The following is a 14,226-nucleotide window of genomic DNA, read 5'->3' as shown; positions in this document are numbered from 1 at the left end:
GAAAGCTTGCTGCTCCCTCTTCTCCCCTCGGGGAGAAGGTGCCCGTAGGGCGGATGAGGGGGCCGCATGGCACGCCTTTCATTGGCTAGCGCTCACCGAAGACTCAACGAAGCCAATCTCCTCATCAGACCGCGCCGCACCGAAGCGATCGCGGCCTGATTCCGTCGAAGATCAACCCTTGCCGGCCTTCACATCGAGCACGCGGTTGGCCGCCGAGACGATCGCTTCCAGCGATGCCGCGACGATGTTGGTATTGATGCCGGCGCCGAAGAGTTTGCCGCCGGGATAGGAGGTCTCGACGTAGGAGATCGCCGCCGCGTTCGAGCCGTGCTGCAGAGAATGCTCGGAATAATCCTCTACCGACATCTCGGTGCCGAGATAATGCGACAGTGCATTGATGAAGCCGTCGATCGGACCGTTGCCGCGCCCTTCGATGCGCTTGATCTCGCCATTGTCGGTGATCTCGGCCGCCACGATCCGCTGGCCCTTGTGCTCGGTATCGGGATAGGTGTGGTGGTCGACGAATTTGAGGCGTCCATCGGGCTGCGTCACGTAGCGCTCGATGAAACGGTCGTAGATCCGCTTTGAAGGAAGCTCCTTGCCCTCGACGTCGGTAATGCGCTGGATATCCTCGCGGAACTCCACCTGCAGGTTGCGCGGCAGGTTCAGCCCGTAATCCTGCTGCAGAATATAGGCGATGCCGCCCTTGCCGGACTGCGAGTTGATGCGGATGATCGCCTCGTAGGAACGGCCGACGTCACGCGGATCGATCGGCAGGTACGGCACTTCCCAGACGGGGTGGTTGGCGACCTGCGCCGCCTTCATACCCTTGTTGATCGCATCCTGATGCGAGCCCGAGAAGGCCGTATAGACCAGCTCGCCGACGTAAGGATGACGCTCGCCGATCGCCATCTGATTGGAATATTCGAACACTTCCTTGATACGCTCAATGTTCGAGCAGTCGATCTCGGGATCGACCCCTTGCGTGAACATGTTCAACGCCATCGTCACCATGTCGACATTGCCGGTGCGCTCACCATTGCCGAAGAGCGTGCCTTCGACACGGTCGGCGCCTGCCAGCAATGCCAGTTCGGCAGCGGCGATGCCGGTGCCGCGGTCGTTATGCGGGTGCAGCGAGATGATCAGATTCTCGCGATTGTCGAGATTGCGGCACATCCACTCGATCTGGTCGGCATAGACGTTCGGCGTCGCCATCTCGACGGTGGACGGCAGGTTGATGATCAGCTTGTTATCGGGCGTCGGCTTGACCACCTCGATGACGCCATTGCAGATTTCCAGCGCCACTTCGAGTTCTGTGCCGGTAAAGCTCTCGGGCGAATATTCGAAACGGTAGCCGCCGCCTGCCTTGACGGCCATGTCGGTAATCATCTTGGCAGCATCGACGGCGATCTGCTTGATGCCCTGCACATCCTTGGCGAAGACGACGCGGCGCTGCAGCTCGCTGGTCGAGTTGTAAAAATGTACGATTGGCCGGTTTGCGCCTTCCAGTGCTTCGAAGGTGCGGGTGATGAGTTCCGGCCGGCATTGGACCAGCACCTGCAGGGAGACGTCGGCGGGCACGTTGCCTTCTTCCACGCACCAGCGGGCGAAATCGAAATCGGTCTGCGAAGCGGAGGGGAAACCGATCTCGATTTCCTTGAAGCCCATCTCCAGCAGCAGTTGGAACATCCGGGCCTTGCGGTCGTGGCCCATCGGGTCGACCAGCGCCTGGTTGCCGTCGCGCAGGTCGACCGAGCACCAGACCGGCGCCTTGGTGATGGTCTTCGTCGGCCAGGTGCGGTCGGGAATGTTTACCTGCGGATAGGCCCGGTATTTCACCGCAGCGTCCGGCATGCCTTTTGCGGAGGCCGTTTTCCCCTCGGAGAATTGCGTCTTTGCATTCATCGTATCGTCTCCTCGTCCCGGCATTTGCCCGCTCTTAGCCGATCATGTCAGGCTTGGCGATAAACAAATGCGGACCTTTGTCGGTCGTTAGGTCAATTTTGAAAATGAATCGCGAGGAGCAATCGCCGGGCGGGCTTTCGGCCGCCGGGCGCTCCTCAAAGGACCCGGCAACCGCGCGTAAGGCCGAGGAGAAGAAGCGAGGTCAAGGCGCGCGTATTGTCACGCAGGGCGATGCGGCCGCGTGCAATCGTGTCTGAAATTCTGGCGCCAGTGGTCTTCATGGCCGCGCTTATAACCTTGGGCCGGGAAACTGGCAAGCCCTTGCTCGGGCTTTTGGCCGCCGAAGGCGCAGCGCCATTCCGCTACCGCGGCTGGCGTCGGTCTTTCCAAACGCTCACCAGCCGCGACAGCGCCAGCATCAGCCCGCCGGCGATCAGGCCCCAGAAAGCGCCGGAAATGCCGCCGAAGGAAACGCCTGAGGCGGTGACGAGGAAGGTGATCGCCGCCGCCTCGCGCGACTCCGGCGCCTGGAAGGCCGACATCGCCGAGGAGGAGAAAGCCCCGACCAGCGCCAGCCCGGCCACCGCCTCGATCAGGATCGGAGGCGCAAGCGCGACGAAAGCCGTCACCGCGCCGGCAAGCAGCCCGAGGATGACATACCCGACGCCGGCGGTCAGCGACGCCCAATAGCGCCGCTTCGGATCCGCGTGGGCATCCTGTCCGGCGCACATTGCCGCGGTGATCGCCGCCAGATTGACGGCGTGGCCGCCGAACGGCGCCGACAGCAGCGAGAAAAAGCCGGTGACGGCAAAGAGCGGACCGGGCTTCGGATCGTAGTGGTTGACCTTCAAGACGGCGATACCCGGAATGTTCTGCGAGGCCATGGTGACGATGAACAGCGGCAGCGCGAACGAAACAAGGCCGGCGAGACTGAACACCGGCCGGACGATTTCAGCCGCCGGCACCAGCGATTGTTCGAGCGAACTGAGAGAGCCGTCCGGAATATCGACGCCGAAGGTGAGCACCAGCACGAAGGCCGCGAGTGCCGCCGGCACCGCCCAGAGCCGTTTGAAGGCGCCGACGACGATCCAGGCGACGACGATCGGCAGGCCGAGGACGGGATTGAAGCTGATCGCCTTCACCGGCGCGAAGCAGAGGCCGATCAGCACGCCGGAGAGCATCGCATTGGCAAGCGGCGCCGGAATGGCGGCGACCGCCCGGCCGAGCGGCTTGAACAGCCCGGCGACGACGATCAGCGCGCCGCATATCAGGAATGCGCCGACCGCCGCATTGAAGCCACCCTCGATCGCCCCGGTGCTTGCGAGCAGTGCGGCACCCGGCGTCGACCACGCGATGCTGATCGGCAATCGGGTCACCCCACTGAGCACGATCGCACAGATGCCCATGGAGATAGACAACGCCATCAGCCCCGAAGCCGCCTGCGCATCCGTGGCGCCGACCGCCTCGAGCCCGTGCAGCACGACGGCAAAGGAGCTGGCGGAGCCGACGAAGGCGGTCAGCAGCCCCATGAACAAGGCCTGGACGGAAAAATCTTTGAGCATGGCGGAACTCGAACTGCGGGAATGACGCATGGAGCATGACGGTTGCCGCCCGCGCAAGTCCGAATTCAGCTCCTTCCGTTCAGCACCTGTGTCTTCCGGCAGAAACAAAACGCCCTCGCCTGCTGCTGCAGGCGAGGGCGTTCAATAACACTACATGAGAAAACTCAGATATCGGCCTGCGACGTCACGATCCGCGAGACGAGACCATAGTCCTTCGCCTCTTCGGCCGACAGCCAGTAATCGCGATCGGTATCCTTGGCGATCTTTTCGAGCGGCTGGCCGGTGGCTGCCGCCATGATCTTGTTCAGGCGCTCGTTCATCTTGATGATCTCCCGTGCCTGGATCTCGATGTCGGATGCCATGCCGCGCGTGCCGCCCGAGGGTTGGTGCAGCAGGAAGCGGGTGTTCGGCAGGCACAGGCGCTGCTCCTTCGGAGCGGCGACATATATCAGCGCGCCGGCGGAGGCGACCCACCCCGTGCCGATCATCCAGACCTTCGGCTTGATGAACTTGATCATGTCATGAATGGAATCGCCGGATTCGACGTGACCGCCGGGCGAATTCACATAGATGCGGATGTCTTCGTCGCTGGCCGCGGCAAGCGCCACAAGCTGCGAGCAGACCTTCTGCGCCAATTCCTGATTGATCGGTCCGTAGATGAAGATCGAACGCGACTTGAAAAGATTCGCCTCCGTTTCCTTGCCGAGCGGCAGTTCCTTCGTCTTGTCGTCCTGGTCTTCGTCGTTCATTCGAACCTCTTGGAGATGAATTCGGCTTCCCCGCACATAGTGCGACTCAATGCCTAAAACAATGTGGGAAAAACACAAGGCACCGAAGCGATGGAGATATCCTTAAGAAGCCGCGGGCCGTTCTGCAAGCCTTACTGAAATGTAACGGTGAAAGGCTTTGAAAAGCCTGAATCGGTTCCTACCTCAACCTCACGCAGCGATAGCTGCACCGAAAAACCATGGAGCGCTTTACGCGTCCGGTCGGATACGAGAGCGCTTCGGACCAACAGGAGGCAGACATGTCACCCGAAGAACGCCAATTGCTGACCGCCCTCTTCGACCGTGTGCGCACAGCAGCGGCCCAGCCGCGCGACCGCGACGCCGAGGCCCTGATCGACCAGGCAACGCGCGAACAGCCCTCCGCCACCTATTATCTCGCCCAGGCCGTCATCGTTCAGGAAAAGGGACTGGAAGCGGCCGCCAATCATATCAAGGAACTCGAAGAGCATGTCCGCCAGCTGGAAGCCGGCGCGAGTGAGCACCGCCAGGCCGAACAGGGCGGCGGCTTCCTGAGCTCGATCTTCGGCAACACCCAGACGCAGCAGCCGGCACCCGTCCCTTCCAATCACGGTCCCTGGGGTCAGCAGTCCCGCGCCTACGACGATTCCCGCGGCTACGACCGCGATGGTCGCCAGCCGCAGCAGCAACAACCAACCGGCCCCTGGAGCCAGCAGGCCTATGCGCCGTCCGCCGGCGGCAGCTTCCTGCGCGGCGCGCTCGGCACGGCAGCCGGCGTTGCCGGCGGCATGCTGCTTGCCAATTCGCTGAGCGGCATCTTCGGCAATCACATGTCCTCGCTCGGCTGGGGCTCGCCCTTCGGCGCCAACCCTTTCGGCAATGCCAGCGCGCCTACCGAGGAAACCGTCATCAACAATTATTATGGCAATGACGACACTGGCCAGGCGTCCGACAATGCGGCCGATAATAACGACAACGACAATGTGCAGCAGGCCGATTATGACGACGGCGACGATTACAGCGATGACTCGTCTAGTGACGACGTTACGGATGTTTGAGGTTCAACCGACAAGGATGGGTGGCAATTGGTATTCGATTGCCGCACCGTATCCCGGCCCTTCGCTTGGGCTCAGGGCGTTCGCCGCTGCAATCGATTCACTGGATCGATTGCTCGGGCTGCGCCCGACCGCGGCTCACCCACGTCCGCGATAGGTGGCGACGCCCTGCTCCGGCAGCCACACACCTTCCGGCGGCTTGCCGGTCTGCCAGAAGACGTCGATCGGAATGCCGCCGCGCGGATACCAGTAGGCGCCGATCCTCAGCCACTTGGGATCAAGCAGCTCGACGATGCGCTTGGCGATGTAGATCGAGCAATCCTCGTGGAAAGCGCCGTGATTGCGGAAGGAATGCAGGAAGAGCTTCAGCGACTTCGATTCCACCAGCCATTCGCCCGGAATGTAATCGATGACGATATGGGCGAAATCCGGCTGTCCGGTCATCGGGCAGAGCGAAGTGAATTCCGGCGCGGTGAAGCGCACGACGTAATCGGTGCCGGCATGGTTGGACGGCACTTTTTCAAGCACTGCCTGCTCCGGCGATTGTGCGGTTTCGGTTTGCTGGCCCAGCATCGAAAGGCTGGAAACATCGGTATTCGGCATCATGCCTCCTTGACGACTTTGACGCGGATTCCATGGGCCTTTTCGCCCTCCGGCTCCACGTGAATGGCTATTTTGGCGCCCTCGTGCACCGCACTGATGGCATCCTCAAGGCGGTCGCATATATCATGCGCCTGCCGCACCGACATAGTGCCGGGAACCACCATGTGAAAATCGATGAAGGTGACGGCGCCGGCCCGCCTGGTCTTCAGGTCGTGTACGCCGATCGAGCCTGACGCATGGGTGGCGATCGCCTGCTTGATCGCCTCCTCCTCGCGCGGCTCAACGGCCTGGTCCATCAGCCCTCCGATCGATTGCGAGATCACCTTCCAGCCCTGGTAGATGATGTTGACGGCAACCAGAATGGCAAGCACCGGATCGAAGATCGCATAACCGGTCGCCAGCGCCAGCAGCAGGCCGGCGAGCACGCCGACGGAGGTCACCACATCCGACAAGATATGCTGCCCGTCCGCGGCAAGTGCGGCCGAGCGATGTTTGCGCCCGGTCCGGATCAGCAGCCGCGCCCAGACCGCATTGATGACACCGGCCGCGAAATTGATCGCAAGCCCGAGCACCGGCGCATCGAGCATGCGGGGCTCGGCGAGGTAGCCGATCGCCTCGTTGACGATCAGGAGTGCGGCGACCACGATCAGTACGCCCTCGGTGACCGCCGACAGATATTCCGCCTTGTGATGGCCGAAGGGATGGTCGTGATCGGCCGGCTTCTGCGCATAGCGAATGACGAAAAAGGCGATGAAGGCGGCAACGACGTTGACCGTCGATTCGAGCCCGTCCGACAGCAGCGCCACCGATCCGGTGACCCACCAAGCCACCATCTTCAGGCCCATGACGCCGAGCGACAGCGGAATGCCCCACATCGCCAGCGTCCTAACCGTAAGATCGCCGTTGTCACTCATATCGTCCTCCTGCGGTTGCGAATGAATTGCAGGGTCCAAGCCATTGAAACGCAAAACCGCCCACGCGAATGTCGCGCAGGCGGCCCAGTTGAGGGTGATATGGGCGATGATGATGGATTTGTCAAAGGAGAATGCCACTCCGTTCACAGGCGTTGCCGCCCCTCGCCGGAAAGCTGCCTTGCGGCGCGACTCAGCCGATCGGGTAGGAAAGGTCAGCCTGCGGCCAGCGCAGGAGAGCGGCCTGCCCTGGCGGCGTCAGCGCGTAGACGCCCTTTTCCTGGCGCTCGAACCATCCATAGACGTTGTCGCGCAGGATCGGACCGGCCTTTGACGTCAGCGCCTTCATATCTCGAGGCCTTACGATTCCCCGATCGAGTGCCGAAGCGCAAAGCAGCGCCTGCTGACGGTAGGCGGTCATGATCGGCGCCCGCGAGCCGCCGCCAACGGCAGGATCGCCGCGGCGGCGCTGATGCTCCTTGACGAGGCGCGTGCGCCGCTTCGGATTGGTGCGCGGCATCGGCGAGACGGAACTGACGATGACGCTGACCTCACCGCCGTCGGAGACGCCGAGCATGCCGATGCCGAGCCGTCGACAGAGGTCGCGGTAACGTTTATCGGCCTCCCGCCCACGCCCCTTGGCCGAAACGCGGGCCGCGATCCAGACTTCATCGCTGATGGCGGCGCGGTCGACTGCCTGGAGAAGCAGTTCGAGGTTGAAGGAAAGTTTCAGTTCGCAGACCACCACGACCGGCGGCTCGCCCTCGCTCAAGCCGACGAGATCGCATCCGGCGACCTCGCCCTTCACGACATAACCGGCCGCTTCGAGGAAAGTTTTGACCGGCAGGTAGAGCGACGTTTCCACAGCGAAAACGGCGACTCAGGCGGCGTTGAGATCAGCAATCTCGCCATATCGGGCGAGCAGTCGCGGTGAGGACATGTCGCCGGTTTCTTCGTCGACGATCACGGCATAGGCCGCCACGCCGACGAACCGCTCAGCCATCGCCGAGGCGATCTTTTCAGCGCTGACGGAGTTCGACGCCTGGCGCATTTCGCCGGGCACAAGATTGCCGCGGTTCTTGCGGTAAGGGAGCACGATGAACTTTTCAGCATTGGCCACGGCGATAATTCCCGGTTAATCGTTCCTGAAATGTTCTGATTTGCACGATAAAGTCAACCGCTGAATGGCCGCCCGCCCTTCCCGTGACAAGGAAGGGCGGGGCGGATAGCCATCAAGCAGCCTTCGTCTTCGCCTTGCGGGCCAGATGCGCCACGACATTTTCGATCATCCGCATACCGGCATCGCCGCCGAGCGTCATGATCGATTCCGGATGGAACTGCACTGCGGCGATCGGCTCCTTCTCATGTTCGATGCCCATGATCGTACCGTCTTCGCTTTCCGCCGTGATGATGAACTCGCGCGGCAGCGTCGAAGGATCGGCGAAGATCGAGTGATAACGGCCGACCGTCACTTCCTTCGACAGGCCGGAGAAGACGATGCCCGGCTCCAGCACGCGGATGCGCGACGGCTTGCCGTGCATCGGCAGGGCCAGATGGCGCAGTTCCCCGCCATAGGCTTCGGCGAGCGCCTGCAGGCCGAGGCAGACGCCGAAGATCGGCAGGTTGCGCGCCCGCGCCTTCTTGATCGTCGCCTTGCAGTCGAAATCCTTGGGCGTTCCGGGTCCCGGCGACAGCACGACGAGGTCAGGATTCAGCCGGTCGAAGATCTCGTCCGGCACCGGCGTGCGCACGGTCGAAACCGTCGCCCCGGTCTGGCGGAAATAATTGGCGAGCGTGTGAACGAAGCTGTCCTCATGATCGATCAACAGGATGCTGACACCCTTGCCGACGCTTGCGACGTCGCGCTGGATCTTGCCGGAATTGCCCGTTTTGGCATCGCGGATGGCGGAAAGCATGGCGGAGGCCTTCAATTCTGTTTCGGCTTCTTCTTCCTCTGGAATGGAATCGTTGAGCAGCGTCGCGCCGGCGCGCACCTCGGCGATGCCGTCCTTGATGCGCACGGTGCGTAGCGTCAAACCGGTATTCATATCGCCGTTGAAGCCGACCATGCCGATCGCCCCACCATACCATGCGCGCGGGCTCTTTTCATGGCTCTCGATGAAGCGCATCGCCCAGAGCTTCGGCGCGCCAGTGACGGTGACGGCCCAGGCGTGGCTGAGGAAACCGTCGAAGGCATCCATATCGTCGCGCAGCCGCCCTTCGATGTGGTCGACCGTATGGATCAGGCGCGAATACATCTCGATCTGCCGGCGGCCAATCACCTTGACCGAGCCGGGTTCGCAGACGCGGCTCTTGTCGTTGCGATCGACGTCGGAGCACATGGTCAGCTCGGATTCGTCCTTCTTGGAATTCAAAAGCTTCAGGATCTGCTCGCTGTCGGCGATCGGATCGTCGCCGCGTTTGATCGTGCCCGAAATCGGGCAGGTCTCGATGCGGCGGCCGGACACGCGCACGAACATTTCGGGCGATGCGCCGACCAGATATTCCTGGCTGCCGAGATTGATGAAGAAGGAATAGGGCGACGGGTTGATCGCCTTCAGCCGCCTGGAAATGTCGGAAGGCTTGCTGTCGCAGCGCTCCATGAATTTCTGCCCCGGCACGACTTCGAAGAGGTCGCCCTTGCGGAAACTTTCCTTCGCCTTGGTGACGAGCTCGGCATATTCGCCCGGCCGGTGATCGCTCTTCGGCGGAATGGCATCCGTGTGCTTGAAAGGCTCCGGCGCAATATCCTGCGCCTTGCCCTCGGTCGTCACGCCGCCCTTTTCGAAATCGTAACGGTCGATCCAGGCCTTGGCGGCGTAATTGTCGACGACGAGGATCTCGTCGGGCAGGTAAAGCACCATGTCGCGCTGGTCGGAGGGCCGCGTCAACTTCAGATCGATTGCGTCGAACTGGAAGGCGATGTCGTAGCCGAAGGCGCCGTAGAGCCCGAGGCTCGCATCCGCGTGCGAATAGAAGAGGTCGGTAACGGCGCGCAGCACGGTGAAGACCGTCGGCATCTTCGAGCGCTCTTCCTCGGTGAACACCCGGTCCGGCGTCTTGACGGAAAGGTCGAGGCGCCGGGCGGAGGAAGCGCCGAGCACGAGGTCGGAGACCGTCTTCAGCCGCTCGGTCACGAAGCCGAGAAGCACCTCGCCGCGCTCGTTATAGGCCTCGATCCAGACATCGCGCCCGAAGGAGGAGATGCCGAGCGGCGGATCGACGACGGCGGTATCCCAGCGCGTATAACGGCCCGGATATTCGTAGTTCGACGAGAACACCGCACCGCGGCGCTCATCGAGCTTGTCGATATAGGAAGAGACCGCGTCGCCGTAGGGGATCGCACGCCGCTGCCGCGTGACCGATATCCCGCCCTTGGTCTCGTAGATTTCCGCACCATCATCCCGCAGGATCGTTACCATTGTTCCACTCCGTTATCGGGGCCCGGACGACAGGCGGCGATAAATAAAAAAGCCGCCTCGAAGTTTCGGGCGGCTCACTCGTCGTCGTCTTTGGACACGATTGGTCGAGGCCGCCTTAGCGAGCCCACCACCAAACAGCAATGTTCAAGGACTTGATCATGGAAAAATTGTTAGCCTGAGATCAGCCGCCGCGCAAGAGGCGATTGCGCGAATGAAAGAGGCGGCCCGAAAGCCGCCCTCTCCCCAGCCTCGAAGGCGTATCGACAATCAGAAGGTCTTGGTGAGCGAGACCTTGAAGGTACGGCCAGGCTCGGAATACCAATCGCGCGGCTGCGATGCCGTCGAGACAAGATTGACGTCCCGCACGGCGAGCGCATTGAAATATTCCTGGTCGAAGATGTTGTAGACGCCGGCTTGAACGCGCAGGTCCGGCACCTGTTCCGGCGTCCACCAGCCGGTCAGGTCGACGATTGCATAGCCGGGCGCATCGAAGGTCGTATCGGCGGTCGAGCCGACAGTCTTGAGATGATCGGTGAGCATGCCCGCCGCAAGCGTCGAGGAAAGGTCGAAGCCGAAAGTCTCGTTGCTCCAGCCACCGCCGACGATCGCCTTGAAGGGCGCCACCGAGCGCAGGCGCTGGGCGGTTTCCTCGTTCCTGCCGTAAGCATAGGCAAGTGCGGCGTGCAGGTTGATGCCGTTATTGAACGTCTTGTCGGCGCTCGCTTCGACACCCGAGATCGTCACACTGCTGATGTTGGTATAGTTGAACTCGGTGATACCGGTGGAGGCGTTGACGCTCGTCACCGTTTCAATGAAGTTGTGGTACCGGTTGTGGAAGAGCGCCAGACGACCGTTGAAATCGCCTGTGTCGAAATTGGCGCCCATTTCGACACCGTAGCCGGTCTCGGGCTTCAGGTCGGGATTGCCGAGCTGGGCATAATTGCCGCCCGCATTGTAGAAGCGGCTATAGAGTTCGTCGACAGTCGGGGCGCGGAAGGCCGACGACAACTGGGTGTAGAGTTGCACATCGGGTGTCAGCTCGTAGGTGGCAAGCACCTTCGGCGAAGCATGCTGATCGCTGCGATCGGACAGCGCACCGAATTTTGCAAGCGCGGGGTTGCTGGCGAAACCGCCACCCGTCGACGGATCATAGCTGAACCAGTCGAAACGAATGCCCGGCGTCAGCGCAAAATTCGTATCGCCGAACTCGATTTTGTCCTCGATCGACAGGCCCATCGTCTTGCTGTCAACATCCGGCACTTCCGACTGGTTGTTGAGCGAGGGGCACGTGGTCGGCGTCGGGCAAAGCGCGGAGCTGTACTGGCTCCAGGCCGACGTCGTCGCGTCGAGCGTTGCCTTTACCGAATGGCGGACGTTCGAATATTCGAAATCTTTGGTGACCGTGCCGTGGAAGCCCCAGGTCTTATTTTCGATCTCGTTGTTGCGGCCGTAGGCGACATTGGCCGCTGTGCGTCCCTTGCTGCCCGACTCCTTTTTCAGATCCTGCCAGTAAAGGACGGCCCGTGCGCTGGTGAAGAATGCATCCGAGGACTGTGCTTCATAGTCATAGTCGAGCGATACACGATCGCGGTCGCGCAGTTCGCGGCCGTCATAGTTGTCGATCATGTAGGTGCGTCCGGTTCCCTGCAGATCTCTCAGGTCTGTCTGGAGATCCCGGCGGAACCGTTCCGCCGTCAGGCCGATGCGATGACCGCCTTCCAGGTCCTGGCGGAGCTTGAAGAGCAGGTTGTGCTGGTCGAAATCGGCGGGATCGGCCTCGGTGCGATACCGGCCATAGACGTCGGTGTTGCCCATGTTCGCCCGCTCATGGCCCTTGCGGTAGCCGCCCTGAAACAGGATTGACGTGCCGCCGATCTTCTTCGCCGCGGCCGCCGAGCCGGAAAGGCTGCTATCTTCGCTGTCATAGGTAGACTTGACGATCGCACCCCAGTCACGGCCTTCCGGAATGATATCCTCCGGCTCCAGCGTGTTGACGACGATCGCACCACCGAGCATGCCCGAGCCGCCCTTGCTGGAATCCGCGCCGCGCACGATATCGAGCGACGACAGAGAGTTGAAATCGAACGTGTCACCGCCGCCGTTGGCGTTGGCCGGCGCAAATGCACCCTGGCGTGCGCTGTTCGAGAGATAGGGGATTGGAATGCCATCCACCACGGTCAGGATGCGTGCGCCGGAGAGGCCGCGCAGATTGACGCCGGCATCGCCGCGGGAGAAGTTCACGCCGGGATCGACCCTGCGTCCGAGGTCTTCGAGATTGGTGACCTGTTTCTCGTCGAGTTGCTTGTCGGTGATCTCCGTTGCAAGCGGCGTGTCGGCGACGCTGCCCGGCGCCACGCGTTTGCCTTTGACGACGATCTTCTGCAGGACGGTGCTGTCATCCGTCGTCGCTTGCGGCGTGGTTGCCGCGGCGCTTTGCGCGAAAGACTGCGAAACTGGAAGAACATATGCGGCTGCCGTGCAGACCAATAGCACCGAGCGCCAATACCGGACGATCATAACCTACCCTCTAAATGATGATTACCGGGCTGGCTGGTCGTGGCGCGTCGAACGCTCGAGGGGCTGGCTGGGCTTTTGCGGATGAAGGCGATGCAGAATTCCGCCCTCTTTTTGCCGCATAAAAAACATGACAAGTTCTGTCAACATAAACCGGCAAAATATGTTGAATAAATTGATCAAGTTTTAACGATGTTTCCTGACGTTGCGCAATTGCAACGAAAATCGCCATAATGCGTTACCCCTACGCAATCGACATGACGGAAACGGATGCGTTGAGAAAACTTTCGATACTGGCGATCCTTCTCGCCGCAGCCACCTTTCTTGCCGGTGCCCGCCTGCCCCCGCACGGTCCCCTACCCCAGCCTCGACCGGATGCTGCCGGTTCGACCAGCCCTTCTCCACTCCCTGATAAGGCTGAACCGCCGGCACCGAATGATGTGCCGGCACCTCAGCCAAAACCTGATGTGAAGGAACCGGAGACCCCTGCACCAGACCAGCCGGCGGCGCCGTCCACCGAACCGAAAAAACCCGAATCGGCAAAACCCGAACCGGCGGAACCAATGCAGGGCCCGCCGCTCCCGCCGGGCCAAGGCCCGCAAACGCCGGAGGAAGACAACAAGCCGCCCGCCGAGCAGACGCTCGAAGAGCAGCATCTGACGATCGAACCGGAAAGCGATGCCGAGCACGCCGAATGCACCGCTGCGCTTAAGGCCTTGGGCGTCGTCTTCAAGGATGTCCCACGCATCGACGACGGCAACGGCTGCGGTATCGACAAGCCGATCATCGTTTCCGAAGCCCTGCCCGGCATCACGCTGAAGCCGGAGGCGACGGTCCGCTGCCCGGCCGCACTCGCCCTTGCCCGCTGGATGAAAGAGAATGTTATTCCGGCAGCCTCTGCCGCTCTGCCGGAGCAGGGCCGCCTCACGACAGTCAACCAGGCAACCTCCTATATGTGCCGCCTGCGCAACAGCGCCGGCACCGGCAAGATCTCCGAACATGCCCGTGGCAATGCCATCGACATTGCCAGCTTCCATTTCGAGAAAGGCGAAGACGTCGCCGTCCGCTCCCGCCGCGAGGACGCGACGCTGACCGGCGCCTTCCAACGCACCGTCAGCGCCGCCGGCTGCCTCTATTTCACCACCGTCCTCGATCCCGAAAGCGACGCCGCCCACGAAACCCATTTCCACCTCGACGTGATCGAAAGAAAAGGCGGCTATCGCTACTGCCACTGATCATTCAATGGCCGCGATCCTCGCTTGAATCGTGCAGCGAAAATAACCAAATGGAAGCTGCGACTTGGGGAATGGGGTCAGCGGCCAATGAAAATCATAGCGAGTATCATTTCGGTTCTCCTGATCGTCGCCGTCGGCTTCATTTTTACGGGTCGATTGCATTGGCTTCCTGCTATAGGAATGCTGTTCCTCGGCGCGCTGCAAAGCCTTTTCATCTGGCTGTTCATCGACCCAGACTTTGAAAAGCGTCGCGAGCGGTGTCTGCTCGAGCGC

At 61.6% G+C, this 14,226-nt stretch carries 13 protein-coding genes; 2 read left to right on the top strand and 11 right to left on the bottom strand.

The annotated features are described in order from the left end of the window. Positions 1-171 precede the first annotated feature (171 nt). The 3 genes from leuA to FHX03_RS08030 form a co-directional block, all read right to left on the bottom strand. Positions 172-1,905 (bottom strand): 2-isopropylmalate synthase, encoded by a 1,734-nt coding sequence (gene leuA, locus FHX03_RS08040; protein ID WP_183853221.1) that lies wholly within the window; start codon positions 1,903-1,905, stop codon positions 172-174. A gap of 362 nt (positions 1,906-2,267) precedes the next feature. Then, positions 2,268-3,497, bottom strand: coding sequence for a benzoate/H(+) symporter BenE family transporter (locus tag FHX03_RS08035; RefSeq protein WP_183853219.1), 1,230 nt, complete (start codon positions 3,495-3,497; stop codon positions 2,268-2,270). A 134-nt stretch (positions 3,498-3,631) separates the two neighbouring features. Continuing rightward, entirely contained in the window at positions 3,632-4,216 is a 585-nt protein-coding gene (locus FHX03_RS08030) for an ATP-dependent Clp protease proteolytic subunit (protein WP_097626644.1), read from the bottom strand. Positions 4,217-4,494: 278 nt separating this feature from the next. On the opposite strand from FHX03_RS08030, the gene FHX03_RS08025 reads away from it, so the two are divergent. Beyond that, positions 4,495-5,271 (top strand): DUF2076 domain-containing protein, encoded by a 777-nt coding sequence (locus FHX03_RS08025; RefSeq protein ID WP_183777591.1) that lies wholly within the window; start codon positions 4,495-4,497, stop codon positions 5,269-5,271. A 135-nt stretch (positions 5,272-5,406) separates the two neighbouring features. On the opposite strand, the gene queF is transcribed toward FHX03_RS08025, so the two are convergent. The 7 genes from queF to FHX03_RS07990 form a co-directional block, all read right to left on the bottom strand. Further along, on the bottom strand, positions 5,407-5,871 hold the full coding sequence (gene queF / locus FHX03_RS08020; protein WP_003581211.1) for a preQ(1) synthase: 465 nt from the start codon (positions 5,869-5,871) through the stop codon (positions 5,407-5,409). Beyond that, positions 5,871-6,785: a CDF family cation efflux transporter EmfA gene (gene emfA / locus FHX03_RS08015; RefSeq protein WP_097626642.1), complete on the bottom strand. Its 915-nt coding sequence runs from the start codon at positions 6,783-6,785 to the stop codon at positions 5,871-5,873. The genes queF and emfA overlap by 1 nt, the downstream gene beginning before the upstream one ends. Before the next feature lie 190 nt (positions 6,786-6,975). Continuing rightward, entirely contained in the window at positions 6,976-7,647 is a 672-nt protein-coding gene (locus FHX03_RS08010; RefSeq protein ID WP_183853217.1) for a DUF2161 domain-containing phosphodiesterase, read from the bottom strand. A 15-nt stretch (positions 7,648-7,662) separates the two neighbouring features. Then, on the bottom strand, positions 7,663-7,902 hold the full coding sequence (locus FHX03_RS08005; protein ID WP_003561395.1) for a hypothetical protein: 240 nt from the start codon (positions 7,900-7,902) through the stop codon (positions 7,663-7,665). A gap of 112 nt (positions 7,903-8,014) precedes the next feature. Next, positions 8,015-10,204 carry an anthranilate synthase gene (locus FHX03_RS08000; protein WP_097626638.1) on the bottom strand — a complete coding sequence of 730 codons (2,190 nt, stop codon included), beginning with the start codon at positions 10,202-10,204 and terminating at the stop codon, positions 8,015-8,017. A 267-nt stretch (positions 10,205-10,471) separates the two neighbouring features. Beyond that, positions 10,472-12,721 carry a TonB-dependent hemoglobin/transferrin/lactoferrin family receptor gene (locus tag FHX03_RS07995; protein ID WP_183853215.1) on the bottom strand — a complete coding sequence of 750 codons (2,250 nt, stop codon included), beginning with the start codon at positions 12,719-12,721 and terminating at the stop codon, positions 10,472-10,474. Positions 12,722-12,731: 10 nt separating this feature from the next. Continuing rightward, a complete protein-coding gene (locus FHX03_RS07990; protein WP_183853213.1) occupies positions 12,732-12,950 on the bottom strand; it encodes a hypothetical protein in 219 nt (72 codons plus the stop codon). 25 nt (positions 12,951-12,975) lie between these two features. On the opposite strand from FHX03_RS07990, the gene FHX03_RS07985 reads away from it, so the two are divergent. Next, entirely contained in the window at positions 12,976-13,953 is a 978-nt protein-coding gene (locus tag FHX03_RS07985) for an extensin family protein (RefSeq protein WP_183777657.1), read from the top strand. Here the strand turns inward: FHX03_RS07985 and FHX03_RS07980 are convergent, their stop codons facing one another. Next, on the bottom strand, positions 13,954-14,115 hold the full coding sequence (locus tag FHX03_RS07980) for a hypothetical protein (RefSeq protein WP_183777585.1): 162 nt from the start codon (positions 14,113-14,115) through the stop codon (positions 13,954-13,956). Between the last annotated feature and the right edge of the window lie 111 nt (positions 14,116-14,226).

The organism is Rhizobium sp. BK456, from assembly GCF_014194045.1.
Classification (GTDB): Bacteria; Pseudomonadota; Alphaproteobacteria; order Rhizobiales; family Rhizobiaceae; genus Rhizobium; species Rhizobium redzepovicii.
Note: the sequence above shows the minus strand (reverse complement) of the source record. Positions and strands in the feature narration are given on the sequence as shown.